The sequence below is a fragment of the Streptomyces dryopteridis genome, assembly GCF_049606955.1.
GTDB lineage: Bacteria > Actinomycetota > Actinomycetes > Streptomycetales > Streptomycetaceae > Streptomyces.
The window spans coordinates 1,073,878-1,100,620 of the sequence record NZ_CP187114.1; the positions used below are offsets into that span (position 1 = coordinate 1,073,878).

At 74.5% G+C, this 26,743-nt stretch carries 20 protein-coding genes; 9 read left to right on the forward strand and 11 right to left on the reverse strand.

Features of this window, described 5'->3' with window-relative positions; translation table 11 throughout:
• The first annotated feature begins 87 nt into the window (after positions 1 to 87).
• Positions 88 to 765, forward strand: a complete 678-nt coding sequence (locus ACN20G_RS31285) for a LysE family translocator (RefSeq protein WP_424216612.1) — start codon at positions 88 to 90, stop codon at positions 763 to 765.
• A 33-nt stretch (positions 766 to 798) separates the two neighbouring features.
• Here the strand turns inward: ACN20G_RS31285 and ACN20G_RS31290 are convergent, their stop codons facing one another.
• From ACN20G_RS31290 to ACN20G_RS31310, 5 genes are all read right to left on the reverse strand, one after another.
• Positions 799 to 2,895, reverse strand: coding sequence for a PE-PGRS family protein (locus ACN20G_RS31290; protein ID WP_424216613.1), 2,097 nt, complete (start codon positions 2,893 to 2,895; stop codon positions 799 to 801).
• A 174-nt stretch (positions 2,896 to 3,069) separates the two neighbouring features.
• Positions 3,070 to 3,525, reverse strand: coding sequence for a VOC family protein (locus tag ACN20G_RS31295; protein ID WP_424216614.1), 456 nt, complete (start codon positions 3,523 to 3,525; stop codon positions 3,070 to 3,072).
• Positions 3,522 to 4,463, reverse strand: a complete 942-nt coding sequence (locus ACN20G_RS31300) for a helix-turn-helix domain-containing protein (protein WP_424216615.1) — start codon at positions 4,461 to 4,463, stop codon at positions 3,522 to 3,524. Before ACN20G_RS31300 ends, ACN20G_RS31295 begins: the two co-directional genes overlap by 4 nt.
• 743 nt (positions 4,464 to 5,206) lie before the next feature.
• Complete coding sequence (locus ACN20G_RS31305; protein ID WP_424216616.1) at positions 5,207 to 5,446, reverse strand: CstA-like transporter-associated (seleno)protein; 240 nt, start codon at positions 5,444 to 5,446, stop codon at positions 5,207 to 5,209.
• Positions 5,443 to 7,671, reverse strand: coding sequence for a carbon starvation CstA family protein (locus ACN20G_RS31310; RefSeq protein ID WP_424216617.1), 2,229 nt, complete (start codon positions 7,669 to 7,671; stop codon positions 5,443 to 5,445). The genes ACN20G_RS31305 and ACN20G_RS31310 overlap by 4 nt, the downstream gene beginning before the upstream one ends.
• 427 nt (positions 7,672 to 8,098) lie before the next feature.
• Here ACN20G_RS31310 and ACN20G_RS31315 point away from each other — a divergent pair, with 427 nt between their 5' ends.
• From ACN20G_RS31315 to ACN20G_RS31330, 4 genes are all read left to right on the forward strand, one after another.
• Positions 8,099 to 9,034 (forward strand): glycoside hydrolase family 19 protein, encoded by a 936-nt coding sequence (locus ACN20G_RS31315; RefSeq protein WP_424217402.1) that lies wholly within the window; start codon positions 8,099 to 8,101, stop codon positions 9,032 to 9,034.
• Between the two features lie 256 nt (positions 9,035 to 9,290).
• Positions 9,291 to 10,586, forward strand: coding sequence for a VWA domain-containing protein (locus tag ACN20G_RS31320; RefSeq protein ID WP_424216618.1), 1,296 nt, complete (start codon positions 9,291 to 9,293; stop codon positions 10,584 to 10,586).
• The gene (locus ACN20G_RS31325; RefSeq protein WP_424216619.1) at positions 10,586 to 11,422 is read left to right on the forward strand and encodes a hypothetical protein; all 837 of its coding nucleotides are present in this window, start codon (positions 10,586 to 10,588) and stop codon (positions 11,420 to 11,422) included. Before ACN20G_RS31320 ends, ACN20G_RS31325 begins: the two co-directional genes overlap by 1 nt.
• Before the next feature lie 150 nt (positions 11,423 to 11,572).
• The gene (locus tag ACN20G_RS31330) at positions 11,573 to 12,079 is read left to right on the forward strand and encodes an SRPBCC family protein (protein ID WP_424216620.1); all 507 of its coding nucleotides are present in this window, start codon (positions 11,573 to 11,575) and stop codon (positions 12,077 to 12,079) included.
• 53 nt (positions 12,080 to 12,132) lie between these two features.
• On the opposite strand, the gene ACN20G_RS31335 is transcribed toward ACN20G_RS31330, so the two are convergent.
• Positions 12,133 to 13,044: a transglutaminase-like domain-containing protein gene (locus ACN20G_RS31335; protein ID WP_424216621.1), complete on the reverse strand. Its 912-nt coding sequence runs from the start codon at positions 13,042 to 13,044 to the stop codon at positions 12,133 to 12,135.
• A gap of 260 nt (positions 13,045 to 13,304) precedes the next feature.
• On the opposite strand from ACN20G_RS31335, the gene ACN20G_RS31340 reads away from it, so the two are divergent.
• Together ACN20G_RS31340 and ACN20G_RS31345 are read left to right on the forward strand one after the other, a co-directional pair.
• A complete protein-coding gene (locus ACN20G_RS31340; RefSeq protein WP_424216622.1) occupies positions 13,305 to 14,531 on the forward strand; it encodes a hypothetical protein in 1,227 nt (408 codons plus the stop codon).
• A 42-nt stretch (positions 14,532 to 14,573) separates the two neighbouring features.
• Positions 14,574 to 15,491: a DUF6891 domain-containing protein gene (locus ACN20G_RS31345; protein WP_424216623.1), complete on the forward strand. Its 918-nt coding sequence runs from the start codon at positions 14,574 to 14,576 to the stop codon at positions 15,489 to 15,491.
• Between the two features lie 2,000 nt (positions 15,492 to 17,491).
• Here ACN20G_RS31345 and ACN20G_RS31350 read toward each other — a convergent pair.
• The 4 genes from ACN20G_RS31350 to ACN20G_RS31365 form a co-directional block, all read right to left on the reverse strand.
• On the reverse strand, positions 17,492 to 18,418 hold the full coding sequence (locus ACN20G_RS31350) for an alpha/beta hydrolase fold domain-containing protein (RefSeq protein ID WP_424216624.1): 927 nt from the start codon (positions 18,416 to 18,418) through the stop codon (positions 17,492 to 17,494).
• Between the two features lie 1,670 nt (positions 18,419 to 20,088).
• On the reverse strand, positions 20,089 to 20,997 hold the full coding sequence (locus ACN20G_RS31355) for a D-hexose-6-phosphate mutarotase (RefSeq protein ID WP_424216625.1): 909 nt from the start codon (positions 20,995 to 20,997) through the stop codon (positions 20,089 to 20,091).
• A 296-nt stretch (positions 20,998 to 21,293) separates the two neighbouring features.
• Positions 21,294 to 21,926, reverse strand: coding sequence for an NADPH-dependent FMN reductase (locus ACN20G_RS31360; RefSeq protein WP_424217403.1), 633 nt, complete (start codon positions 21,924 to 21,926; stop codon positions 21,294 to 21,296).
• A 397-nt stretch (positions 21,927 to 22,323) separates the two neighbouring features.
• The gene (locus ACN20G_RS31365; RefSeq protein ID WP_424216626.1) at positions 22,324 to 23,943 is read right to left on the reverse strand and encodes a TetR/AcrR family transcriptional regulator C-terminal domain-containing protein; all 1,620 of its coding nucleotides are present in this window, start codon (positions 23,941 to 23,943) and stop codon (positions 22,324 to 22,326) included.
• 123 nt (positions 23,944 to 24,066) lie between these two features.
• Here ACN20G_RS31365 and ACN20G_RS31370 point away from each other — a divergent pair, with 123 nt between their 5' ends.
• Positions 24,067 to 25,353, forward strand: coding sequence for an FAD-dependent monooxygenase (locus tag ACN20G_RS31370; protein WP_424216627.1), 1,287 nt, complete (start codon positions 24,067 to 24,069; stop codon positions 25,351 to 25,353).
• Between the two features lie 114 nt (positions 25,354 to 25,467).
• On the opposite strand, the gene ACN20G_RS31375 is transcribed toward ACN20G_RS31370, so the two are convergent.
• Positions 25,468 to 25,947, reverse strand: a complete 480-nt coding sequence (locus tag ACN20G_RS31375; RefSeq protein ID WP_424216628.1) for an N-acetyltransferase family protein — start codon at positions 25,945 to 25,947, stop codon at positions 25,468 to 25,470.
• 200 nt (positions 25,948 to 26,147) lie between these two features.
• Between ACN20G_RS31375 and ACN20G_RS31380 the strand changes: the two genes are divergently transcribed.
• On the forward strand, positions 26,148 to 26,696 hold the full coding sequence (locus ACN20G_RS31380; protein ID WP_424216629.1) for a hypothetical protein: 549 nt from the start codon (positions 26,148 to 26,150) through the stop codon (positions 26,694 to 26,696).
• Positions 26,697 to 26,743 lie beyond the last annotated feature (47 nt).

Sequence of the window (26,743 nt, forward strand, 5' to 3'; positions counted from 1 at the left end):
ATCGTGAAATCACCGGAGCCGCCCGCCCGCGCGCCGTAGCGTGCGCCGGGCGCGACGACCCGGATCGACGAAACGAGCAGGCACGGCATGGACTTCGACACGCACCTCGCCCTCGGCCCCGCCCTCGGCCTCGGCCCCGGCGCCTTCCTGGGGGTCGCGACCGTCTCCCTCGTCATGGTGCTCACCCCCGGCCCCAACATGATCCACCTGGTGTCGCGTTCCGTGGCCCAGGGCCGGCGGGCCGGGCTGATCTCCCTGGCCGGCATCGGCTTCGGCTTCCTCGTGTACCTCGGCGCGGCCGTCGCGGGGCTCGCGGCCCTGTTCGCGGCGGTGCCCGCCCTCTACGAGGCCGTGAAGATCGCGGGCGCCTGCTACCTGCTGTGGCTCGCGTGGCAGGCGGTGCGCCCGGGGTCCGGCTCCGTCCTGGTCCCGGGCCCGGACGCGCCCGCGCTCGCGCCCCATTCCCCGCTGCGCCTGTGGTCGACGGGGGCGGCGACCACCCTCCTCAACCCCAAGATCGCGATCATGTACGCCTCGCTGCTGCCGCAGTTCACCGACCCCGAGCGGGGCGACCCGGCGGTGCAGAGCCTGGTCCTGGGCGGGGTGCAGATCGCGATCTCGCTCTCGATCGACGCCGTGTACGTGTTCGTGGCCGGTTCCCTCGTGGCCTTCCTCTCCGGCCGGCCGGTCTGGCTGCGCGTCCAACGGTGGGTGACGGGAACCCTGTTGGCCGGATTCGGCCTCCGCGTGGCCACGACCGACTGACCCGGACCGCCCACCCTGCTCGGTCGGTCCCGCTCAGTACCGGGCGGTCCCGGGCGGGGGCGTGAGCAGCGGGCGCAGTACCCGCCACGGCAGCGCCGGATGTCGGGCGGCGGCCCTCGCGGTCTCCGGTTCCGACAGCATCCGCAGCAGCACGCCCGCCGGCAGTCCGGGGTGTCCGGCGGCGGCCCACCGCACAACCTCGTGCGGATCGTCGAGCAGGCGCACCGCCCGCGCCGACGACAGCCGGGGGTCCTCGGCGGCCCGGGCCCGCACCTCCGGGTGCGGATCGCGGGAGAACTCCTCGACCAACGCGGGGGTGGACTCCGGATCGTCGAGGGCCAGGCTCCGCATCCGGCCCTCGGGGTCGGCGGCGAACCGCAGGAGCCCGGCGCGCGGGAAGTTCGGGTGGGTGCGGGGCCGGCCCGGGGCGGAGAGGCTGCCGGTCCACCAGCGCCACACCTCCAACAGCATCTCGGGCGGCGCGTCCTCGCAGGATTCGGCGAGGAACAGGCGCACGACCCGGTCTTCGTCGACGGCGAGGGCGGCCACCACGTCGGCGGGCAGGCGCGGGGCCCGGGCGACGGCCGAGCGGATCGCGGGGTGCCGGGAGCGGGCGAGCCGGCGCATCTCGGCGGCGTCCCCGTGCCGCTCCTCCACCCACCCGAGGGGCAGCCGCATCGCGCCGGCGTCGAACTCGCCGGCGAGCCGGGCCCGGGAGTCCTCCGGCAGGGCGGGATGGACGGCGATCACGGCGCGGATCCCCGGGTCCGGGTCGTGGGCGAGGTGTTCGACGAGGTCCGCGTCGAGATCGGACCGGTCGGCGAGCGCCCGGCGCTCGGGCGGCGTGCCGGTACGGACGAGCACGGCGGCCAGGGCGCGGGTGGGCCGGCCCTCGACGAGGAGGGCGGGGTCGTGGCCCGCGTCGGCGTACGCGGCGGGGGTCAACGGCCGGGCCCGACGGGCCATGGCCTCGGCGGCGGCGCGCACGGAACGCACCGGATCATCCGCGAGGCGGGCACGGGTCCCGGGCCCGAGCCGTTCCCACGCCTCCAGGGCGGCCACTTCGCGCACCCGGGGCACGGGATCCGCGGCGAGGGCCTCCGGCACGGCCTCGGGCAGCCCGGCGAGACGCGCGGCCTCGGCGCGCACGCGCGTGGCGGGATCGGCGGCGAGGGCCGCGCACCGGGAGGGCGTCAACTCCGCGCGGCGGTCGGCGGCGATCGCCACGAGCCGGCCCCGCCGCCGGCCGGCCGCCGGGTCGGGCCCGGGGTCCGCTTCGGCTTCGGCTTCGGCGTCGAAGAGCCGGTCCCATTCCGCCGGGGTGAGGTCGCGGCGCGCGTCGGCGAGGGCGAGGCGGACCCGGGGGTCGGGGTGGGCGAGGGCCGCCTCCCGCAGTCGCGGGGACAGCTCACGGGCCCCGAGCACGTGGCAGGCGTCGGGGAGCACGGCGCGGAGCGTGTCCTCGTCCACGTCGGGGCGCCGCACGACCGCCTCGCACACGGCCTCCCACAACCCGAGCACGAGCCGCCGGGGCCCGGTGGGCGGCGTGAACCCGCGCCAACGCTCCGCGCGTTGGGCCGGGGTCTCGGCGGCCGTGAGACGGGCGGCGCGGTCGAGACACACGGGCACATCGTCCACGACCACGACCCGAACCGACCCGTCGACGCGGCGACGATCGCCGGAGCCCTCCCGGTCGTCACCGCCGTCACCGCCGTCGCCACCGCCGTCCTCGTCCCCCTCGGGCAGGAGGGCGACGGCGGTCCGGCCGTCGAGGGAGATCGCGAGCAGTCCGGCCCCGGGGACGGCCGCCGGCGGCGGGGCGTCGGCGAGCCGGCAGCGCGACCACCGGCGTGCGTGCCAGGGGCCGCCGGGCCGGGCCTCCTCGGCGAGGAACACCCCATCGGCGTCGGGCAGTTCGCGCGCGCGGATCGCGGCCCACCACCGGCCCGGGCCCAGGGCCGCCGGCAGGTTCACGCTCCGCACGGGGTCCGCGCCGGTGCCGGTGGGCACGTCGACGGCGAGCCTCCGCACGGTGCGCGGCGGGGCCGCCTCCTCGTCCCGCCATCCGCCGGCCAGGGTGCGCACACCGGCCGCCAGGGCCCACTCCGGTTGGTTCTCCGCGTCGCTCACCGGGGCCATCCTGCCGCCCGTCCCGGCCCGCGCCAAGCCCTCCCCGACTCGGGCCGACGCAGCGACCGAAGCGACTCAAGCGACCGAAGTCCGGAGTTGACGTGAGGATTTTCCGACCGGCTGCCGATCACCCCGGCCGGCCCGGGTTCAGGGGCTCGGCCCGGGGTCAGGGGCTCAGGCCGCGGGGGCGGGGCGGGGCGCGCCCCGGTAGCTGCCGACGGAGTACAGGTTGCCCTCGGGGTCGCGCATCGCGAAGTCGCGGGAGCCGTAGTCGGTGGTGTGGGGCTCGGCGGTGATCTCCGCGCCCGCCGCCCGGGCGCGGGCGCACAGGGCGTCGGTGTCCTCCTCGCGGGCCACGACGAGGTAGCAGCCGAAGGTGCCGGGGCGCAGCGGCCAGGCGTCGTCGGCCTCGCCCTTGGGTCCGGAGCCGAGCATGAGGCCGCCGCCGGCGGGCCAGGAGAGTTCGGCGTGGTGGACCTCGTCGCCCTCGCCGTACACGACGGTCTCCTCGAAGCCGAGGGCGTCGTGGAGGAAGGCGATCAGGGCGCGGGCGTCGCGGGCCCGGAGGGTGGGCCAGACCTGCGGGGCGGGGTCGACGGTGGGGGTGCCGGTGGGGTCGGTGGTGCTCATGGGGTGTCCTCTCCTCGCTCGGGCGGCGGCTCGGCGCCGTCCTCCCAGCGTGGCCCGGGCGGTGCGGCGCCCGCTTGGACGGAACGGAACTCGCGGGACAACCACTCGCTCGGCGGCAGCCCGGCGAAGGCGCGGAACTCGCGCGCGAGGTGCGCCTGGTCGAAATAGCCGCAGTCGGCGGCGAGCACGCCCAGCCCCGCGGCCGTGCCGGGCGCGCCGGCCGCGCGGGCGGCCAGGAGCCGGCGGGCACGGTCGAAGCGGACGACGCGGCCGGCGACCTTGGGGGTGAGGCCGATCTCGGCGCGGAACCGGCTCGCGAGGTGGCGTCCGCTCCAGCCCACCCGGTCGGCGAGGGCGGCGGCGGGCAGGGCGCCGGCGCTCGCGCGCAGCAGCCGCCATGCCTCGACCACCTCGGGGGAGGCGGGCCGGGCACGGTCGGCGGCGCGGCGGGTCAGGAGGTCGAGGAGGGCGGCGTCGACGGCGTCGAACCGGGCGGGCCAGTCGGGGGCGGCGAGCATGCGGACGCGGAGCCGCTCGGCCCAGTCGCCAAGGACGTCGGCGGCGGCGAGATCGAGACCGGCGAGCTCCCCGGCGGGCAGGCCGAGCAGGACGCGGGCACCGAGCGGGCCGAGGGCGATCTGCACGCCGGACTGGGCGCCGTCGTGGGTGACGAGGGCCGGCCGGGTGTGCAGTCCGCCGAGGAGGGCGTCGTGGACGGCGGCGGGCTGCCGGGGATCGGGGTGGACCCGGACGGTGAGCGGTTCGTGGAGGGTGAGGATGAGCGTGAGGTACGGGGAGGGCAGGCCGAGGTGCTCGGCGGGGGCGAGCCCGCGCTGCCGGTAGCCGGTCAGGGAGGCCACCCAGGGCCGCAGGGCGGGATGGGGCCGCACGACGCGATACTCGTCGACACCGCCGAGCACGGCCCCCGCGTCGGACACGGAAGCCCCGCACGACGACGCGCCCCGACCCGATCCGGCCCGCCCCGAAACCCGCGCACCCGCGTCCACCCGCCGACCCGTCCCCACCACGCCCGCACGCACACCCGCCTCCGACCCGTCAGCACGCACACCCGCCCCCGACCCCTCCGCACGCCCCCGTGGTCCGGACCCGTCGGCACCCGCTCGCCCGCGTTCCCCGGGCTCGTCCGCGAGCGCTCGTGCCCCGGACCTGTCGGCACGCCCGGCCGCGGCGCCGTCCTCACGTGCTCGTGCTCCGGTTCCGTCCGCGAGCCGGACCGCTCCGGACCCGGCGGACGACTCCGCTCTCGACCCCGGACCCGGCCCCGGCACGCCCTCTGCCCAGGGCCCGGCGGCGCTCACCGTTCCCGGCCCGCCAGGGGCCGGCAGCCCGGTCCCGACAGCGGTGCGCGGCCCGGGCCCGGCGGCGGTGTACGGCCCGAGTCCGCCAGCGGTGTGCGGCTCGGGCCCGGCGGCGGTGTGCGGCTCGGGGCCGACCCCAGCCCCCGCCCCGGCGCCCGCCCCGGTCTCGGACCCGGTCTCGGCCTCGGGCGTCGCGGCCGGCTCGGGGCGGGGCTCGGCGTTCGGTCCGGGTTTCGGCCGCGGGCGCTGTCTCGGTCGCGGATTCGTGCGACGGCTCACTCCCCCAGTCTGGCACCTGGCGACGCCCACCGCCCCGGTCCGTGGGGGCCGGGGCGGTCGGGGTTCGTGCGGTTCGACGGGGGTCAGCAGCAGCGGCCGCCCTCGCGGGGGTCGGCGTCGCGGCGGTCGGTGCGGCGGTGTTCGAACGCGCGCCGGGTGAGGACGGGCTCCCCGGCCGCGCGGGCCCGGGTCGCGTACCGCTCGTAGGCGTGTTCGCCGTTGAGTTCCCGCACCAGCCACAGGAGGCGGCCGGGGAGGCCGGCCACCCGGCGCAGCCGCGGCCGCGACCGCGACCGCGGCCGCCCGTCGGAGAGCGTGCTCATCGCTCCGCGCCGCCCGCGGAGCCGCCGCCCGACCCGCGGCCCGCACCCGACCCACCGGCCGCACCCGCACCCGCACCCGCACCGACGAGTTCGCGTTCGGCGCCCTTGCCGTCGATCCCGTCCGGGCCGGGGTTGCCGTCCGCGTCGACCAGCGGCGGGAGGGTGGAGGGCACGTACGGGGTCTCGCTCATCGGCAGCGAGCCGCCGTTGCGGACCGCCTTGACGCAGACCCAGGCGCAGGAGCCGACGACCACGAGGGTGAGGACCGCGAAGACGATCGACAGGGTGCCGGTGACGGTGGAGTTGTGGACCACCGTGGACATGTCCTCCAGGGACTTCGCCGGGGCGAGCACCTTGCCCTCGTCGAGGGCGTCCTGGTATTTGGCGCGCTGGGCGAAGAAGCCGAGGGCGGGGTCCGCGTCGAAGATCTTCTGCCAGGATGCGGTCATGGTGACGGCGAGGGCGAAGAGCAGCGGCGCGCCGGTGACCCAGGCCCACTTCAGGCGGCCGGACTTGACGAGCAGCGTGGTGCAGATCGACAGGGCGATGCAGGCCAGCAGCTGGTTGGCGGTGCCGAACAGCGGGAAGAGCTGGTTGATCCCGCCGAGCGGGTCGGTGACGCCGACCCACAGGAAGTAGCCCCAGGCGAGCACGACACCGGCGGAGGTGATCCAGATGCCGGGCTTCCAGTCCTTGTCGCGGAAGCGCGGGGAGACGTTGCCGATCATGTCCTGGAGCATGAAGCGGCCGACGCGGGTGGCGGCGTCCACGGCGGTGAGGATGAACAGCGCCTCGAACATGATGGCGAAGTGGTACCAGAAGGACATCATCCCGTCGCTGCCGAATGCCTCGGCGAGGATGATCGCCATGCCGACCGCGAGGGTGGGCGCGCCGCCGGTGCGCGAGACGAGGGACTCCTCGCCGACCGCCTTGGCCATGTCGGCGAGTTGGTCGGGGGTGATGGAGAAGCCGAGGCCGGCGACCGCCTGAGACGCGGACTGGAGGGTGTCGCCCATCACGCCGGCGGGGGCGTTCATCGCGTAGTACAGGCCGGGGTCGATGACGCAGGCGGCCACCAGGGCCATGATCGCCACGAAGGACTCCATCAGCATGGAGCCGTAGCCGATCAGCGGCACGTGCGACTCCTTCTCGATCATCTTCGGGGTGGTGCCCGAGGAGATGAGGGAGTGGAAGCCGGAGAGGGCGCCGCACGCGATGGTGATGAACGCGAACGGGAAGAGGCCGCCGGCGAAGACGGGGCCGGTGCCCTGGCGGGCGAACTCGGTGATCGGGTCCACGGTGAGGTTCGGCGCGGCCAGCAGCACGCCGGCGGCGAGCAGCACGATCGTGCCGACCTTCATGAACGTGGACAGGTAGTCGCGCGGGGCGAGCAGCATCCACACCGGCAGCACGGAGGCGACGAAGCCGTAGACGACGAGGCAGATCACGAGGGTGGTGGGCTTGAGCACGAAGGTCTCGGCGAAGGAGGACTCCGCGATCCAGCTGCCGCCGATGATCGCGGCGAGCAGCAGGACGACGCCGATGAGGCTGACCTCGGTGATCCGTCCCGGGCGCAGGTAGCGCAGGTAGAAGCCCATGAAGAAGGCGATCGGGATGGTCATCGCGATGGAGAAGGTGCCCCAGGCCGATTCGGCGAGGGCGTTGACGACGATCATCGCGAGCACGGCCAGGATGATGATCATGATGGCGAAGACGGCGACCATCGCGGCGATGCCGCCGACCTTGCCGATCTCGTCACGCGCCATCTGGCCGAGCGAGGTGCCGTTGCGGCGCATGGAGAAGAACAGCACCACCATGTCCTGGACGGCGCCGGCGAAGATCACACCGACGATGATCCAGATGGTGCCCGGGAGGTAGCCCATCTGCGCGGCGAGGACGGGGCCGACCAGCGGGCCGGCGCCGGCGATCGCGGCGAAGTGGTGGCCGAACAGCACCCGCTTGTCGGTGGGGTGGTAGTCGACGCCGTCGTCGAGGCGTTCGGCGGGGGTGGCGCGCAGGTCGTCCACGCGCAGGACGCGGCGGGCGATGAAGCGCGCGTAGAACCGTTGGGCGATCAGGTACGAGCCGACGGCGGCCGCCACGATCCAGATCGCGGAGACCTCCTCACCCCGGTTCAGGGCGAGGACCGTCCAGCCCGTGGCGCCGAGAACGGCGACACCGACCCATATGAGCAGTTGGACTGGCTTGAAACCACGCACAGGCATTCCCGGGGTGTACGACGTTGTACGAAAGCGCGCGCCGCGCCGGCCGGTACGCCGACCACGGGGGCCGGACCGTCGGCACGGGGACGGCGGCGCAGGATGTAGGACCGAGATTAAGGCGCGGCCCGTGTCGGGTGACGCTCCGAAAGGCCGGACTGGGCAGGACCTTCCGCCCGCTTCACCGCGCGATTCCGGGCCGCGTCCGGGACCCCGTCCCGACCGGGACGACGCCCCGGCGACGAGGGGGTGTCGACGGGTGCGGACGGGCCGGGACGCCGGCCGGTCGGCGCCTCCCCTTTTACCGGACATTGGTCCAGACCTTGACAGGTCCAGACCACACTCGCTTGAGTGATGGGGACACGACACGTCACCCGCGCGGACAACCGGGTCAACTCCCCCCACCCAAGGAGCAGTCAACGTGATGCGTGCGATGCGCCGACGCGCCCTCGAACTCGCCGTGACCGGGGCCGCCGCCCTCGGCCTCACCCTCACCCTCGCCGGCGCCCCCACCGCCGCCGCGGCCCCCACCGCCACGACGGCCGCCGCCTGCGCGACCGCCTGGTCGGCCGGCGCCGTCTACACCGGGGGCGCCGTCGCCTCCCACAACGGCCACAACTGGCAGGCCAAGTGGTGGACCCAGAACGAGACCCCCGGCAGCACCGGCCAGTGGGGCGTCTGGGCCGACCAGGGCGCCTGCGGCACCGGCGGCGGCACCGACCCCGGCAACCCGGGCAACCCGGACCCCTCCGGATTCGTCGTCAGCGAGGCCCAGTTCAACCAGATGTTCCCGAACCGGAATCCCTTCTACACCTACCAGGGCCTGGTATCCGCCCTCTCCGCCTACCCCGGCTTCGCCAAGACCGGCGACGACACCACCCGCAAGCGCGAGGCCGCCGCGTTCCTCGCCAACGTCAACCACGAGACCGGTGGACTCGTCCACATCGTCGAGCAGAACACCGCCAACTACCCGCACTACTGCGACAGCACCCAGCCCTACGGCTGTCCCGCCGGCCAGGCCGCCTACTACGGCCGCGGCCCCATCCAGCTCAGCTGGAACTTCAACTACAAGGCCGCCGGCGACGCCCTCGGCATCAACCTCCTCGCCGACCCCTGGCTCGTCGAGCGCGATCCGGCCGTCGCCATGAAGACCGCCCTCTGGTACTGGAACACCCAGAACGGCCCCGGCACCATGACCGCGCACGCCGCCATGGTCAACGGCGCCGGCTTCGGCGAGACCATCCGCTCCATCAACGGCTCCCTGGAGTGCAACGGCGGCAACCCCGCCCAGGTCCAGAGCCGCATCGACGCCTACCAGCGCTTCACCCAGCTCCTCGGCGTCACCCCCGGCGACCGCCTGAGCTGCTGACACCCCGTCACCGAATCCCGGGGAACCGCACCGGCACCGGCGACCGACGGGCAAGCGACACCCGGTGATCGACCGCGACCGACGGCTCACCCGCCGGTGGCCGACCCCCGTCCCGACCCCCGTCGCGACCCCTGCCCCGATCCCCGTCCCGACCCCCGCCCCGGCCCACCCGGCCCGGGGCGGGGGTCCACGACGCCCCGTCACCCATCACGCACCGCGTTTGAATTGGTGTGACGATCCTCCATACGATCCGGCGATGATCACCGGAAAACGACGCTCGACGATCGGGGTGGGAGCCCTGCTCGCCACCCTCGCCATCGCCGCGCTCCCCACCCAGGCCCTGGCCGACACCGGTCGCGCCGACGACGTCGGCACCCCCAAGGAAGCACCCAAGGTCGAACTGGTGCTGGACGTCAGCGGCTCCATGCGCGCCAACGACATCGACGGCAAATCCCGCATGGCCGCCGCCAAACAGGCATTCAACGAGGTCATCGACGCCGTCCCGAACGAGGTCCGGCTCGGCATCCGCACCCTCGGCGCCGACTACCCCGGCGAGGACCGGAAGGTCGGCTGCAAGGACACCAAGCAGCTCTACCCCGTCGGCTCGGTGAACCGCACCGAGGCCAAGACGGCCGTCGCCACCCTCAACCCCACCGGCTGGACCCCCATAGGCCCCGCCCTCCTCGCCGCCGCCGCCGACCTCGAAGGCGGCGACGCCACCCGCCGCATCGTCCTCATCACCGACGGCGAGGACACCTGCGCCCCCCTCGACCCCTGCCAGGTCGCCCGTGACATCGCCGCCAAGGGCATACACCTGACCATCGACACCCTCGGCCTGGTCCCCGACGCCAAGACCCGCGAGCAGCTCACCTGCATCGCCGAGGCCACCGGCGGCACCTACACCTCGGTGCGCCACACCGAGGAACTCTCCGGCCGCGTCAAACAGCTCGTCAAACGCGCCGCCGACCCCGTCGTCACCCCCGTGCCCGCCCAGGGCGCCCCCCAATGCGCCGCCGCGCCCCTCCTCAAGCCCGGCCTGTACAGCGACCGGCAGAACCTCGGCGAGCACCGCTGGTACCGGGTCGAGGTCAAGCCCGAACAGGAACTGCGGGCCTCCGTCAGCGTCGCCGCCGACCGCGCCGTCGCCCCCGACTACGGCCTCTCCCTACGCGCCGTCACCACGCACGGCCGCGAGATCGTCCGCGGCCGCGACACCGGCAGCGGACGCACCGACGTCATCTCCACCGGCCTGCGCTACCCCAAGGGCCCCGTCGACACCCCCTCGGGCTCCGACGAACCCGCGCCCGAGACCGTCTGCCTCGAAGTCGCCAACTCCTTCACCGTGACCGCCGGCGCCAAGACCACCCCCGGCATGCCGCTGGAACTCGCGGTCGACCTCGTCGACGGACCCGACACCAACGCCGACGCCGCCTCCTTCGGCCTCGGCCGAGGCTGGTGGTTCCTCGGCGCCCTCGCCGTGGCCGGGCTGCTCGCCGGCCTGATCTGGGGCTGGGTGTCGCGCCTGCGCGTTTCCGTCTGGAGGACCCACTGATGCCCCGCACCACCGGCGCCGCCCGCACCACCCGCGCGCCCCGCGCACACCGGCGTGCCCTCGCGCTCGCCGCCCTGACCCTCGCCCTCGGCCTCGGCGCCGCCCCGGCCGCCCTCGCCGAGACCCCCTCCCCCGGCCCGAGCGGCGACGGCGCGAACGCCGCGCCCACCGAGGCCGGCACGAGCTTCCGCACCGCGACCGCCTTCCGTCCCGGCACCAAGGCCGGCGCCGAGGCATCCACCGGCGACTACCTGTACTGGGTGACGCCGCTGGACTCCGGCGACCGCGCCACCGTCCGCGCCGAGGTCACCCTGCCCCCGTCCCCGAACCGCAGCGGCCCGGCGACCTGGCGCGTCGACGTGTACGACGGCCTGCGCCGCCGACAGCCCTGCACCACCGGCGCCCAGAGCGCCACGGCCGCCCGCGAGGACACCAAGGTCACCCTGGCCTGCACCCTGCGCACGGTCCGCCCCGGCGCCGAACAGTGGGACGAGGACCCCCTGCCCGGCTCCTACTACATCCGCCTGACGGTCGCGAACTCCCCGCGCGCCGACCTCGGACTGCCCGTCAAGGCGGCCGTCGAGGTCGACGTGCGCGGCACCGGCGGGGCCTGGGCCTCAGACGGTGCCCTGGCCGCGCCGCTGGTCGCCGGCGGCACCGACCACCTCGCCGAGGACTCGGCGCGGATCCCGGAGGACGGCTGGGCGAGCGGCCGCTGGTCGGCCCGCTGGATCTGGACGGCCGCCGGCGGCGCGATCGCCGCGCTCACCGGCATCCTCGGTTACCGCCTCACCCGCGGCCGCGGCCGCCCCCCGGGCGTACCCGGCGGCGCCTGACCGGAAGGGACGGGGCGGCGGGGCCCGGCGCACGCACGCGCCGGGCCCCGTCCCCCGTCCCCCAGCACGGGCACGGGCACCGGCGCGGGCATGGCCAACACCCCCACCCCTGCCCTACTGTCGGGTAACCCCCGACCCGAGGAGCCCACGGTGCCCCGAGTGTTCAGCGTCTCCGACAGCGTCCTGATCCGCGGCGTCACCCCCGAGGCCGTGTACGCGGAGGTGAGCGACCCGCGCCGGATCCCCCGTTGGAGCCCGGAGAACACCGGGGCCACCCTCTCGGCCGCCGACTGGGCCGACGGGGCCCGCGTCGGGCTGGACTTCGCGGGCCACAACAAGCGCGGCCCCGTCCGCTGGAGCACCCAGTGTCGGGTCACGGCCGCCGAGCCGGGGGTCCGGTTCGCGTTCCGCGTCCACGCCTTCGGCCCGGCCCGCCTCCATCTCAAGGCCCCCATCGCGAGCTGGGAGTACCGCTTCGAGGCCACCCCCGAGGGCACCCGGGTCACGGAGACCTGGACCGACGACCGCCGCTCCTGGCCCACCCCGGTCGCCAACGCCTTCGACCGCCTCGCGACCCGCGGCCGGCTCTTCGCCGACTTCCAACGCGGCAACATCCGCCGCACCCTGGACCGCCTGCGCACGACCCTGGAGCCCTGACGGCCGGAACCCCACCGGCCCACCCACCCCCGCCCCCCTTCCACCCCCCTTTCTCAGCGCAACACGACCCGCCGGGCCCCGTCGAACGCCGTCAGGGACAGCACCTCGCGCGGCAGCCGCAGCCCCTCCTCGCCCGCGTAATGGGCGCGGATCCGGGCGAGGTCCCCGCCGACGACAACCTCCGCGGCCCGGTCGAAGACCGCCCGGTCCTCCTCCGTCAGCGAGGCGTCGTCGTCGGCCCCGACCCCCCACACGTCCCACAGCAGAGTCTCGGCGCGGTTCAGCGCGGCGAGCTCCAGGCGCACGTTCCCGGCCACGAACCAGGCGCCGACCAGCTCGACCTCCGGGGTCCGCAGCCCGAACCGCCGCGCGTCGGCCGCCCCGGAACGGATCAGCCGCCACGCCTCGGACGCGCCGAGGAACCGCTCGCGCGGCACGTCGAAGGGGTCGAAGTCGAGGCCGTGGGCCGCGACCCGCGCCGGGTCGGCGAGTTCGGCGTCCACGAGCACCGGTCGTTCGCGCCGGGGGCACAGGTACTCGGTGACCACGTGATCGGCGAACTCGCCCGCCGGCCCGAACCAGTCCACGAACCCGACCCGGACCCGCGCCGGGAACCCGGCCCGTCGCAGCAGCGCGCAGTGCAGCAACGCGAAGTCCCGGCACACCCCGACGAAGCGGTCCGCGTCGGCGCGCGGCGCGGCCGCGGTCGCGGGGTCGCGTTCGCGCAGCACCCGCAGGATCTCCTCCACGTACCGCGCCTCGGCGTCCGCCCGCACGTGCGCCGCCGGCAGGGCGAACCCGCCCGCCGGGCCGTCCTCGCGCCGGTGCGCCACGAGCCCGCGCACGATCCGGGCGAGCGCGTCGGGATCGGGCGGCAGATCGTCCACCCAGGCGCCGAGCTCCCCCGGGTCGGAGAACACGCTCTGCTCCCGGTACCACGCGCGTTCCTCCGCGCTCCACGTCATCGGACGCCCCCTTCCCCACCGGCCGTTCCGTGACCGGAGGGGCCACCGTGCCGGAGTTCCCGTGCTCCTGTCCATCACGAGGCCCACGGGTTTTCGGTCGTCAGGAGGCGAAAAACAGGCAAGATCTCGGCAAAATCCGTCCCTTTTGCCCCTGGCACTGCCAGTTGTCCGTTTGTATGACTGACGCATGGCCCATCATCTGGGCAGACGAGACCCACAGCCGCCGGCCGAACCGGCGGACGGAAACGGAGGACGGCGACATGCGCGACCTGACCCGCAGGGGCGTACTCGGACTCGGACTCGGCGCCGCCGCGGCGGCCGGTCTGACAGGGTGCGGGGCCGACGGTCGCGCCGAGCTCGGGCCCAAGGACAACGGCGCCAAGGGCGGCCCCTCCGGTCCCGCGCCCAAACCCATCGGCGACGGCTCCACCTCCGACACCGGCCCCCAGCCGCACCAGCCCGCCAAACCCGTCCCGCTGCAACCCGGCGAGACCCCGCCCCAGTTCGTCGTCTTCTCCTGGGACGGCGCGGGCGAGGTCGGCAACGGCCTCTTCCCCCGCTTCCTCAAGGTCGCCAAGGACCACGGCGCCGCCATGACCTTCTTCCTCTCCGGGCTCTACCTGCTGCCCGAGTCGAAGAAGACCATGTACAAGCCCCCGAACAACCCCGTCGGCGCCTCCGACATCGGCTACCTCAAGGACGAGAACATCCGCCGCACCCTCCAGCACGTCCGCCAGGCGTGGCTCGACGGGCACGAGATAGGCACGCACTTCAACGGCCACTTCTGCGGCGAGGCCAAGGGCTCCGTCAAACACTGGACCCCCGCCCAGTGGCGCGACGAAATGGACCAGGCCACCTCCTTCGTCAAGAACTGGCGCACCAACACCGGCTTCACCGACCTCGACAGCCTGCCCTTCGACTACGAGAAGGAATGCGTCGGCGCCCGCACCCCCTGCCTCCTCGGCCAGGACAACCTGCTGCCCACCGCGAAGTCCCTGGGCTGGCGCTACGACGCCTCCTCCTCCGGCGGCCTCCAGATGTGGCCGAAGAAGAAGCAGGACATCTGGGACCTCCCGCTCCAGTCCCTGCCGTTCCCGGGCCACAAGTTCGACGTGCTGTCGATGGACTACAACATCCTCGCCAACCAGTCCGGCAACGCCACCAAGGGCAACAAGGCCAACTACCCGGCCTGGCGCACCCAGGCCATCGGCACCTACCTCGGCGGCTTCCGCCGCGCCTACGAGACCAACCGCGCCCCGCTCTTCGTCGGCAACCACTTCGAGGAATGGAACGGCGGGATCTACATGGACGCCGTCGAAGAGGCCGTCAAGGGCATCGCGGGCAAGAAGGACGTCCGCCTGGTCTCCTTCCGACAGTTCGTGGACTGGCTCGACGTCCAGGACCCCAAGATCCTCGCCAAACTCCGCACCCTCCAGCCCGGCGCGGCCCCGACGGGCGGCTGGAGCACCTTCCTGAAGACCACCTGACGGGACGGACGGACTGTCACACCCCCGTGCGAGGGTGTGCCCATGCTCGACATCACGGTGAGAACGGAACCCGGCCGACGCCACGTGCGCCCGACCGCGACGGAACTCGACGCACTGATCCGGGGCCTGGGCGAGGAGGGCAACCGCTACCTCGTCGTCCAACGCGTCCCGGACCTGCCCGAGGAGTTCACGCAGGTCTGGCACGCCACCGACGGCGACTGGACCCTCGAACACCGCGCCGGCGGCCCCGAACACCACTACACGGCCTCCGTCGCCGACCCGGCCACGATCCTCACCGCGATGCTCGACTGGGCCCACCACACCCCCGACCGGCACACCACCCCGGCCTGGACCCTCCTGGACCTCGGCCCCACCCCTCCCCCGCCACCGCCCCTCGACCTCCCGGCCGAGGACCACACGATCCTCGTCACCCACCTGCGCACCCTCCTCGCCGCCGGCTACGTCGACCGCGCGCAACTCGCCGAGGCCGCCGAGGAGTACCTGGTCAACGGCGACCACCGCCCCGTCACCCGCGCCCAAGCCGAGGCCCTCGCCGACCGCCTCTGGCTGCAACGCGTCGCGGAACAGACCACATGGGAAGGCGAAACCGACCCCGAACGCCTCACGCGCGCCTTCGCCGCCCTCGACGCGGCCGGCATCACGGCCCGCGAGAACTTCACGTGCTGCCGCACCTGCGGCGAAACCGAAATCGCCGCGGAAGCCCCCGAAAACGCCCGCGGCTTCGTCTACTTCCACACCCAATGCACCGAATCCGCCGCCACGGGCCACCCCCTGACCCTCCTCTACGGCACCTTCGACAACACCGTCACGACCACAACGGAAATCGGCCAAGAAATCACGAAAGCCCTGACCGCGGAATCCCTCCCCACCACCTGGAACGGCAACCCGAACACAACCCTCGAAATCCCCCTGACCTGGCACAAAAAACTAACCGGCTGACCCACAGACCCCAAAAAGCACCCCTCTACGACCCCAACCTCCCGCCCGGGGCCATCCCACATACGCAGGAACCGGGCGGTTGCATGGGGCAAGGAGGTCTACGACCTGGGGTCATTCCCGCGTGCGCGGGAAGCGGGGCCTGTCCGACGTCACGTGGATCCGGCAGCGGGGGCCATCCCCCGCGCGGGGAGCGGTGCGGGAACGGGTGGCCGGCGTCGTCGGCGCCGGGGTCATCCCCGCATGCGCGGGGAGCGGGCGCTCGCGTTCGCGCACCAAGGCGCCGCCTCGGGGTCATCCCCGCGTGCGCGGGAGCGGGTCTTTTACCTGCGGGTTTGTGACGGCGGAGTGGGGATTTGAGCAAGGATTGAAGATCGCGACATTTGGCGCATTACGGATCCTTGGTCGATGGCGAAGGCTGTGTGGTGTGCGCGCTTGAGTGTCATCGTCGCGGATTTTTGGGCGGGTGGGGGGGGCGTACCTGCGAATGGGTTCGGGTTGTCGCACGTCGTCGGTCGTATGGGGCTGGGGTGGCCGCCTGCCGGCGGCGGGTAGGTCAAAAGCTTTTCCCAGGGGCGGCGGAGGGGGGCAGCGGGCTGGGGTCCGTAGCCGTCCGCCGGTCCGTCTCGGCCGGGGTTGGTCCGCGATGAGCCGAGGGGTCCGGGGGTGGCGAGTGCCGGGTTTGGCCCGTTGGCGCCGTCGTATGCCACGCAAGTCCGGCACGCACCTGCCAAGGCTCGGCGGCTGCGGGTCTGCCCTGCCCCACGTGCCTCCGCCGTCTGTCGACCGGCGGGACCAGCCGCATCGGGCTGTGCGTCGCGCCCGGCTGTCGCTGCCGTCCGGGCATCTGGCGAGTTCGGGCACGTCGCACCCGGTGTGCGCACCGCGTGACCCGGCCGTCCGGCAACCGGCGGGCGCGGATGCGTCTGGGCCGATGTGGAGACACCCCGAACCCTGACCGTCTGACACCAGGCGGGTCTGACCGCGTACCGCCCGGCGTGTCGCCACGTCGAGCGGCCGTCTGGCACCTGGCGGGCTCGGCTGCGTACCGCCGGCTGTGTCGCCACGTCGAGCGGCCGCCTGACGCATGGGCGTCCCGGGCACGGCCGGGCCTGGGGCGTTTCCACGTGCCTCTGCCGTCTGGCGCGTGGGCGTCTTGGGTTCGGCCGGGCCTGGTGCGCCACCACATGCCCCGGCCGTCTGGCGCGTGGGCGTCCGGGGCGCGACCGGCCTGGTGCGCTACCGCGTGCACCTGCCGTCTGGCGCATGGGCGTCTTGGGCGCGGGCGGCCTGGGGCGTTTCCACGTGCCTCTGCCGTCTGGCGCGTGGGCGTCTTGGGTTCGGCCGGGCCTGGTGCGCCACCACATGCCCCGGCCGTCTGGCGCGTGGGCGTCCGGGGCGCGACCGGCCTGGTGCGCTACCGCGTGCACCTGCCGTCTGGCGCATGGGCGTCTTGGGCGCGGGCGGCCTGGGGCGTTTCCACGTGCCTCTGCCGTCTGGCGCGTGGGCGTCTTGGGTTCGGCCGGGCCTGGTGCGCCACCACATGCCCCGGCCGTCTGGCGCGTGGGCGTCCGGGGCGCGACCGGCCTGGTGCGCTACCGCGTGCACCTGCCGTCTGGCGCATGGGCGTCTTGGGCGCGGGCGGCCTGGGGCGTTTCCACGTGCCTCTGCCGTCTGGCGCGTGGGCGTCTTGGGTTCGGCCGGGCCTGGTGCGTTTCCACGGGCCGGCCCGCAGGTAGGGGACGGGCTTGGGCGGGGCCGGTCCCTGCGCCCGGCACGTTTCTTTCCGGATTGGGGGCGGTGCCGGCAGATCGGTTGGCTTGCGTCGGCGGGGACGGGGTCAAGGGTGGCGCGCAGCGCCATCGCGCAGCGACGCGACCGAAGGGAGCGCCCTTGAAGCCGTCACCGACGAGGCGAGACGATCGGGCTGACGGGAACGACCCGACACCACACCAGCCCACGACACACCACCCACGGCCCGGGGACGGCCGACGGCACCCCCGTCAGGCGTCGGTTCCGGGCGCGTCCGCGCCTCGCCTCAGCGCCGTCGTGATCGTTTCACGTGCTCGGGCGCCTTCCGGGGTAGCGGTGAGGGGGTGGTCGTGGATCGCGTCGGGTTCGATCCACAGGCGGACCGGACGGCCCGCCTCGGCGAGACGGTCGCGTAGGCGGCGCGCGTCGGAGAGGAGCAGTTCGGCTCCCGAGACGTGGATCTCGACCGGCGGCAGGTTGAGAATCGGTCCTTCGATGGGACTCACCCGTGGGTCCGACAGGTCGACGTCACCGGCCCAGGCACGGGCCGCGATCAGCAGGCCCGGTCGGCCGAGCATCGCCTCGGCCCGCTCGGCGGCACGCACCTCGGGGTGGCTCATCGTGACGTCCAACCAGGGGCTGAGCAGAACCAGTCGTTCGGGGCGGGGCAGGTCGGCGGGCAGGTTCTGCACGAGGGCCAGGGCGAGCCCGCCACCGGCCGAATCCCCGAGAACGGCGAGCCCACGCCCGTCCCGGCGCGCCTCCGTGACCGTCCTCGCGTAGACGCCGGTCAGGTGCGGGAGGGCGGCCCGGTGGTCGTGGGCGGGGGCGAGCCCGTACGTGGGGACGACGACGCGGTGGCCGGCGTCGGCGAGGTGGCGCACGAATCGCCAGTGGACCGGACCGATGGAGAAGATGTAGCCGCCCCCGTGCAGGTAGAACACGGTCGGGGCCGAGGCCGGACCGGAGGCGTTCTCGCGGGGCGTGACGGTCCAGAGCGGGAACCCGGACGGCGTGGTTTCCGCGCGCACCCGGTGGCGGGACAAGAGGGAACGCGGTGGGGCGGTGGGGGCGCGACGGGCGGTACGCAGCAGGAGACGGGTCGCGGCGGGGCTGCGCAGGATCGGGCGAACCGTCAGCCGCGCCCACCAGACCAGGGCCCGCATCTCCGGACTCATCGACCGCCTCCCGTCCTCGCGCCACCCTCGCCCCCCGTCCGTACGCGCGTGGCATTGCACGCCGGTTCGAGGCCCAGTGGCTGTTCCCGAAGCGCCGGACCGCGAAACGCGCACTACGACGGACGGCCGACCCCTACGGACCGGCCTGGCGGCCGATCGGCGGGGGATCCGCGTGGCGTGGCGGGCCGGCGATGCACGCTCACCCGCCGGACCACTGACCGGCGGCCGGCGGCCGACGGGCGGCGGCTGACGGGCGGCGGTCCGTCGTCCGGCGGGTAACGGCTGACGACTGACGGCGACGGGCGACGGGCGACGGGCGAACCGTGAACGCCGGAGCGGCGGCCTGCGGGATATTGAACGGACACTCGACCTGTCGACGGCCGGCATACGCCCACGCCCGCAACGATTCGGCGCACGGTGACCGGGCAGCCGGATGGCCCGGTAGCCAACGGTTCGGCACATGGCAGTCCGGCGCAAGGGACCGACGCACGGGCACGCGGCGGTTCGGCGGTTCGGCGGTTCGGCGGGCGGACGACCTGCGGGCAGACGGGCACGTGTCCAACCCCCGGCCGGCAAGCGCCGGTGGACAGCCGGCGAGCTGCTGCGGGCGCACCGGGACGTGGCCCGGTGGGTAGGCACGGTGTGAGAGACGTCCGGTCGGGCGTCGGAACGGTACTGGGGCTTGGCGCGTGGGCTGCGGTGTGGTGTCGGTGTGGGCGGGTGGTGAACGTATGGGATGACGGGTTCGCGGCTCGGATCGTCGGCGTCGGTCTCGTCACGACGGCCGGTGAACGGCGGCCTTCTGGTCCTGTGTGTCGTTCCGGCTTGCTCACGCCGGTAGGCATGGTGATCCGGTGGTGGGGCAAGTCGACCGATTCGTCCGGGGCACACTGTTCGGGTCGGTCGGCGGATTCGTTGGTTCGACGGCGCGTTCGACACTTCTGGTCGTCGCGGGCAACGCGGCCCCGTAGCCCGGTACGCCTCAGGGCTGGGCTCGGGCAGCAACGGCCGCCCGGTCGGTCGAGGTGGCGCCACCCGGCGCCGCCCCGACCGCTATGGCGACCACCTGAAGCCTCCCGACACAGGCCCTCCGTCCTCGGCGCAGAGGGTTTCGGTGACCGCCCCCGCCGGCCCAACGGACGCGTCGCCCCACCCAGTCGGCCCGATGGCCTACGGCTCGGCCCTTGGCATCACCGGGCCTCGATACTCCTGCGTTCCCCGTAAGCCCTGCGACCGGGCCCCGACGGGCCGGCGCCCTCACGCCCCAGACCCTCCACAAGCGCCCCCCAGCCCTCGCCGCACGGCCCGTCCTCCACGTGACAGCATCCACCCAAACCCGTCGTAGGCACCCCACCCGCCCACAGAATCCGGGACCATGGCAACCGAACCTGCCCCGCAGCAGCCCCAAGTCGACTAATGATCCTGAATGCCAGGAATGCCGGACTCTGCAATCTTTGCTGAAAACCCCACCCAGCCGCCACAAACCCGCAGGTGAAAGACTCCACTCCCCGCGCACGCGGGGATGACCCCGCGTGCCGGACCCTGGCGGTCCCGTTCTCGGGCCACTCCCCGCGCACGCGGGGATGACCCTCGGCCGGGGTGGATCCCGATTGAGCGGGCACTCCACTCCCCGCGCACGCCGGGATGGGGCCGCGTACGGCGGGGTCGGGTCAGGGGGTGGTTGTGCGGAGTTCTACCGACAGGCGGGAGGGGTGGGTGGGGGTTGTGGTCAGGGGGTGGGTTACTCGGGCGGTTTCCGCGCACAGGAAGTGGCGGTATTGCTCCGGGGCCACGTCGGCCATGCCCCGGGCGAGTTCGGCGCCGGGGTTCCAGACGACGACGTCGCTGTGGTCGTGGTGGACGAGCGCAATGACGCGGTCGAGGACGTCGTCCCGCAGGGTGGTGACGGGGGCGGGGGCGGTCTGGAAGCGTTCCACGTGGTCCACGGGGGTGAGGGTGCCGTCCTCGCCCTCGTGCCGGCGGCCGGTCAGGCCGTCGGTGTGGTCCGGGCCCAGGCCGGCGAGGTGGGCGTGTCCGAGGTCGCCGATGCGCAGGTAGGTGTGGAGGGCGGCGGTCGACGTGTGCTCGCCGCCCCGGTCCTCGATCTCGATCAGGCAGGTGTCGGCGAAGGTGTAGCGGGCGACGAGTTCGAAGTCCTCGTCCCACAGGGCCCGGGTGGCCGGGGTGGGGCGGAGGGTGAATTCGACGAGGACCCGCTCGGGCTCGTCCTCCCATGCCGTCAGCTCCCAGTCGCTGGTGCGGGCGAAGCCGTGGGAGGGGCTGCCGGCGGGGCCGTTGGGGCCGAACCAGGGCCAGCACAGGGGCACGCCGCCGCGTACCGCCGTGCCTCTCTTCCACAGGTCGGGGTCCGCGGACCACAGCACGCCGGGGTCGAGGGGGCCGCCGGCGGCGGGGCTCCAGGTGACGAGCTGTCCGCCCTGCACGCTCAGGGACGCGCGGCCGGCGCGCGGGTGGTCCACGACGACGACGGGGAAGTCGGCGTACCGGCGGCGGGTGAGGTGGGTCGAGAGGCGTTCCTCGACGGGGAGGGTGCGGAAACGCTCGAAGATCTGGTCCATCCCCCGACCCTCACGCACCACACGGAACGGGTCAAATCGCCGCTCTTGTCCCGGGTTGTCTTCGCCGTTTCGAGCCCTGCACCGGACGTGCCCGCCGTGCGGGCGGTTCGGGCGGGTTCGCATGGCCGCGGCACGTCGCGACCGACATCGTGGGACGCTCCGTGACCCGTTCCGCCACGAGCTCCGCAGATGGACGCCTCCCGGGGCGGGGAACGGTGCGGGACGTGGCGGGCGCGGGGCTCGTGGTGTGGGCGTGCGTTCGGCCCCACCCCCGACCACGGGCGGGGGTTCGTGCGTCAGTCCTGGGCGCGTGCGGTGACGCGGGCGTCCGTGCGGTCGCCCAGGAACTCGTACCAGCGGTGCTTGACGCACGGGAAGCGGGTATCCGCTTCGACGAGTTCGAGGAAGGCGTCGACGGTGGCGGTGAGCCGCTCGGTGAGGCCGGCGTCCACGAGCGTGCCGTGCGGGCCGAACGCCTGGTGCGCCGTGGCGAGGCTGAACATGTCGGGGTAGACGCGCGCGCCGAGGTGTTCGAGGGGGACGCGCAGGGCCCACAGCCCGCGGTTGCCGCCGATGAGGGAGGGCGAGGCGGAGACCAGCAGCGTCTGCTTGTCCTTGAAGGGCTGCGGGTGGCAGCGGGACACCCAGTCGACGGCGTTCTTGACCACGCCCGGCACGGAGGCGTTGTACTCCGGCGAGGCCAGGACGAAGGCGTTGGCGGCGGCGATCCGGTCGCGGAGGGCGAGGGCGCCGACGGGCGGGCCGTGTTCGGCCTCGGCGTCGCCGTCGTAGAGGGGCATGGGGAAGTCGCCGATGTCGGTGCGGTCGACGCGGGCGCCGGCGGCGGTGAGGAGGTCCGTGACGAGGCCGGCCAGGCGCAGGTTGACGGAATCGGTGCGGGCCGATCCGGAGACGACGAGCACGCGCAGGGGGCCGGTGTCGGGCGCGCCGCCGTCCGGGCCGGGGACGGGGACGGGGGTCGGAGCGGGAGTGGGGGTCGGGGCGGGGGTGGGCTTGTCGGTCACCGTCGTCTCCTTGACTGCCGTCACGGGGTCGTCGGCCCGGCCCTCGGCGGCCCGGTCGTCACCGGCCTGGTGGTCACCGGTCGGCCGGTCTTCGTCGGCCGGTTCTCGTCGGCCGGTTCCCGTCGGCCGGTTCCCGTCGGCCGGTTCCCGTCGGCCGGTCTTCGTCGGCCGATTCTCGTCGGTCGGCCTCCGGCGCCCGCGTGCGCGCCCGCGTCGCGCTCGGGCCGTCCGCCACCGTAACGCGCCCGGCGCTCCGCCCGGCGCCCCGACGCGCACGGACACCGGCTCGGGACGGGCGGGATCAGGTCTCGGGGTGGGGGGCGATGAGGAGGGCGAGGCCGTCGAGGAAGCGGTCGAGGCCGAACGCGAAGAGGGCGTCCACGTCGAAGTCGTAACCGTTCGTCTGGAGTCGGGCCAGGTTCGGGTAGGAGCCGGTTCCCAGGAACTCGCCGAAGGCGGGCCGCAGGGAGTCCGTCCACTCCTCCTCGCTCTGCCCGGTGTCGGCCTGGGCCTGGCGTTCGGCCTCCAGGAGCGAGGCGGCGGCGCGGATGTGGTTCAGCAGGGTCAGGTGGGCGGTGAACGCGCTCTGGTCGTCCATGCCGTGGCCGACGAGCGCGGCCAGCACCCACTCGCTGTACGGGATCGCGCCGGGGATGACCTGCGGGCGAGTCAGGGAGACGGAGGAGGCCAGCCACGGGTGCCGGCGGAACAGGGCCCACAGGGCGTGGGCGGCGAGGTGCAGGCGCGGGCGCCAGCCGGGGGGCGGGTCGGCGGGCAGCGGCTGCGTCGCGAACACCGTGTCCGTCATCTGCACCAGCAGGGCGTCCTTGTCGGAGACGTGCCGGTAGAGGGACATGGTGGCGACGGAGAGTTCGGCGGCGACCCGGCGCATGGACACCGCTTCCAGGCCCTCGGCGTCGGCGATCGCGATGGCGGACGCGACGATGCAGGCCGTGCCGAGGCCCTCGCGGCCACGGTCGCGCCGGACGGCGGCCGGCGGGGTGGTCCTGCGGCCGGTGCCCGCGCGGGGGCGGCGGGCGGGGCCCGCGCCGAAGCGACCGGGACGACGGTGCCCACGGCCGCCGGCGCCGCCCGCGACGGCGGGATCCCCGGCGACGGCCGGGGGCACGGCAGCGGCCCCGGCGCCGCTGCCGGTGCCGGTGCCGCTGCCGCTGCCGCGTCCGATACCGGCAGCGGACGCGGGCGCCGAGGTGGACGCCGACGCATGCGCGGTCGTCGGCGTCGGGGAGCTCGGGCCGACGCGACCGGCCGGTCCGTCGGCACGTGCCGACGCACCCTCCGCCGGCCCCGAGTCGGGCACCGCCCCGGGCCGTGACCCCGTGCCGATTCCGATTCCGGTTCCGGCTCCGGTCCCGACACCGACCCCAACCCTGCCTCCGGACCCGGACCCGGACCCGGGCCCGGTGCCGGTCTCGCTGCCGGACCCGCTCCCGAGCCCGGCCCCGGCGGCCCCGATCCCGGCGCCGGGCGCAGTCCTGCCGCGGGACCCGGCCCCGGCCCCGGTTGCCGGCTCGCTGCCGGACCCGACCCCCGGAGGGCCCTCCGCTCCGGTCGGTGCGGGGCCCGCGTTCCGGCCCGGTGTCGGCGGGCGGGTGGCGGGGGTGCGGGAGCCCGTGACGACGGTGCCGACCCCGGGGACGGCGCGGACCAGGCCCTCGCGGCGGAGTTCGGTGAGCACGCGGGTCGCGGTGGCCATGGCGACGCCGTGGTCGCGGACGATCTCGCGGGTGGAGGGCACGCGGTCGCCGGGGGCGAGTTCGCCGGCGGTGATCCGTCGCCGGAGTTCGTCCAGGATCCGCCCGGACCGGGGTCCGCCGTCCGCTCGCGTCGTCATGCCGTCCTCGTGCTCGTGGGTGAACCCGCCGGGGGGGGTGGCGGGCGTCGTGGTGCACCAGTGCACTCGGACACCGTACACGCGCACGACCCAAATCTCGACAGAGCACTAGTGCACTGATCCGCAATTCCCTGCGCTACAAGGCCACATGGGTTGTGCACTGCACGCGTACGCCGTACGCTCAGGGCCATGGAGAACACCGACGTACTCATCTCGGGAGCCGGCATCGCCGGTTCCGCCCTCGCCTTCTGGCTGCGCCGCGCCGGTCGCACCGTGACCGTCGTCGAACGCGCCCCCGCGCCCCGCCCCGGCGGCCAGACCGTCGACCTGCGCGGCGCCGGCCGCACCGTCGTGACCCGCATGGGGCTGATGGACCGGGCCCGTGCGCTCTCCGTCGCCCAGGAGGGCTTCGCCCTCGTGGACGCCTCCGGCCGGATCACCGCCCGCGTCCCCGCCGACGCCTTCGGCGGGGAGGGCATCGTCTCGGAGATCGAGATCCTCCGCGGCGACCTCGCCGAACTCCTCCACGACGCGACCGCGCCCGGCGCCGACCCCGGGATCACCCACCTGTTCGACGACACCGTCACCTCGCTCACCGAGCACGCCGACGGTGTCGACGTCACCTTCGAGAAGGCCCCGCCGCGCCGCTTCGGCCTGGTCGTCGGCGCCGACGGCCTGCACTCCGTCGTCCGTTCCCTGGCCTTCGGCCCCGAACGCGAGCACGTGCGCCCCCTCGACCTGTACACCGCGTGGTTCACGAGCACCGACCCCGACCTGCCCGACCTCGCGGGCTGGTACCTGATGCACAACGCGCCCGGCGGACTCGTCGCCTCCGCCCGACCCGGCCGACTGCCCGGCGAGATCAAGGCGTCCCTGTGCTTCCGCTCGCCCCCGCTCGCCCTCGACCGGCGCGACCCCGACGCCGCGCGCCGCCTGCTCGCGGAACGCTTCGCCGGAGTCGACGGCTGGCAGGTGCCGCGCCTGCTGCGGGCCGCCCTCGACTCCCCCGACCTGCACCTCGACTCCATGTGGCAGGTCTCCCTCGACCACTGGACCCGCGGCCGCACCGCCCTCCTCGGCGACGCCGGGTACTGCCCCTCCCCGCTCACCGGCCTCGGCACCAGCCTCGCCCTGGTCGGCGCGTACGTCCTGGCCGGCGAACTCGCGACGGCCGGCGCCGCTCCCGACGCGCACGCACGCGCCTTCGCCCGCTACGAGCAGATCATGCGTCCGTACGTCACGCAGGCCATGGAACTGCCGCCGGGCGGGGTCTCCGCCTACGCCCCGACCGGCCGCCTCGGCATCCGGCTGCGCGCCCTGAGCACCCGCACGATGACGCGGTGGCCCATGCGCCCGTTGCTCGCCGCGCAGTTCGCGAAGGCCGAGACCATCGACCTCCCCGACTACAGCCCGCTCCTCGCGCCCACCCCCGTGCACGCGAAGGTGAACGCGGACACGAACGCGGGCACCCCCTGAGCGGCGACCACGCCCCGGCCGCCCCGTCTCGGCCCCGGCCCGTGCCCGCCCCAGCCGCCCCGTCCCGTGCCCGCCCAGGCCACCCCGTCCCGTGTCCGCCCCGCGTGCGCCCCGTCAGCGGGCCTCGGCCGCCAGGCGTGCCAGGGGCCCGTCCGTCAACCGGTACGTCTCCCATTCCGTGAGGGGCTCGGCGTCCAACGAGCGGTAGAAGGCGATCGTGGGCTCGTTCCACCGCAGCACCGCCCACTCCAGCCGCTGCCATCCCCGGTCCGCGCAGATCCCGGCGAGCTCCGCCAGCAGCGCGCGCCCGTGGCCGCCGCCCCGGTGCGCGGGCCGCACGTACAGGTCCTCCAAGTGGATGCCGGGCACCCCGCGCCAGGTGGAGAACGTCGGGTACCAGAGCGCGAACCCGGCGATCGCGCCGGACTCCGTCTCGGCGATCAGGGCGCGGGCCGCCGGGTTCGGGCCGAAGAGCGCGGCCAGGAACTGCTCCTCCGTCGCGCGGGCCTCGTGCACCGCCTTCTCGTAGTCGGCCAGCTCGCGGACCATCGCGAGGATCTCGGGAACGTCGTCGGGTGTCGCGGTACGGATCATGCCCGGCAGCCTAGCCGGCGCCCCGACCCGCCCACCGCCGGGACCGCCTCGCGCACGGGCGGGCGCACGGGCGCGAACGCGGGCACGGGCGCGGGCACGGCCGCGAGGTGACGCACCCCGTCCGGGCGGCGGCGGGCGCGGGGGCGGGACGGGTAGGGTCGGGGCCGCGCGGGCGCGCACCGGGGCGGGGAGGGAACCTCATGGACGATGTCGGCGACGTCGAGGATCCGGAGATCATCGACGGATCGTGGCAACTCGGCGACACCGAGGGGGCGTTGCTCGCCGGTCGCTGGTGGCGGTGGGCGATGTCCGCGCCCGGCGCGCGCAGTCCGGTCTCGGACGAGACGGGCGAACACGCCGACTGGAACCAGCCGGCGGACGTGTGGTTCCTGGCGGGCACGTACGGCGGTCGCGTGGTGCGACGGTGCGCGGTGCCGGCCGGACGGCCCCTGTTCTTCCCGCTGTTGACCGTGCAGCACACCCGGGCGCACTCGCGCGTGCCGCTGCGGCTGGGGGTGGCGCGGGCGGAAGCCTCGGTGAACGGGATCCCGCTGCGGTCGCGCGAGTTCGCGGGCACCTTCCGGTACGCGTGGCGGCGCCGGTTCACGTGGGGCGTGTGGGGCGGGATCGCACCGCTCGCACCGGGCGAGTACGTCGTGGAGATCCGCGGGGAGTCCGACACCGGCTTCCTGGTGGACACCACCTACCACCTGGAGGTCGTGCCCCCGACGGACACCGCGCTCCGCTGATCGCGCGCGGGCGCGGGCCGACGGACTGACCGACCGCGGACCGACCG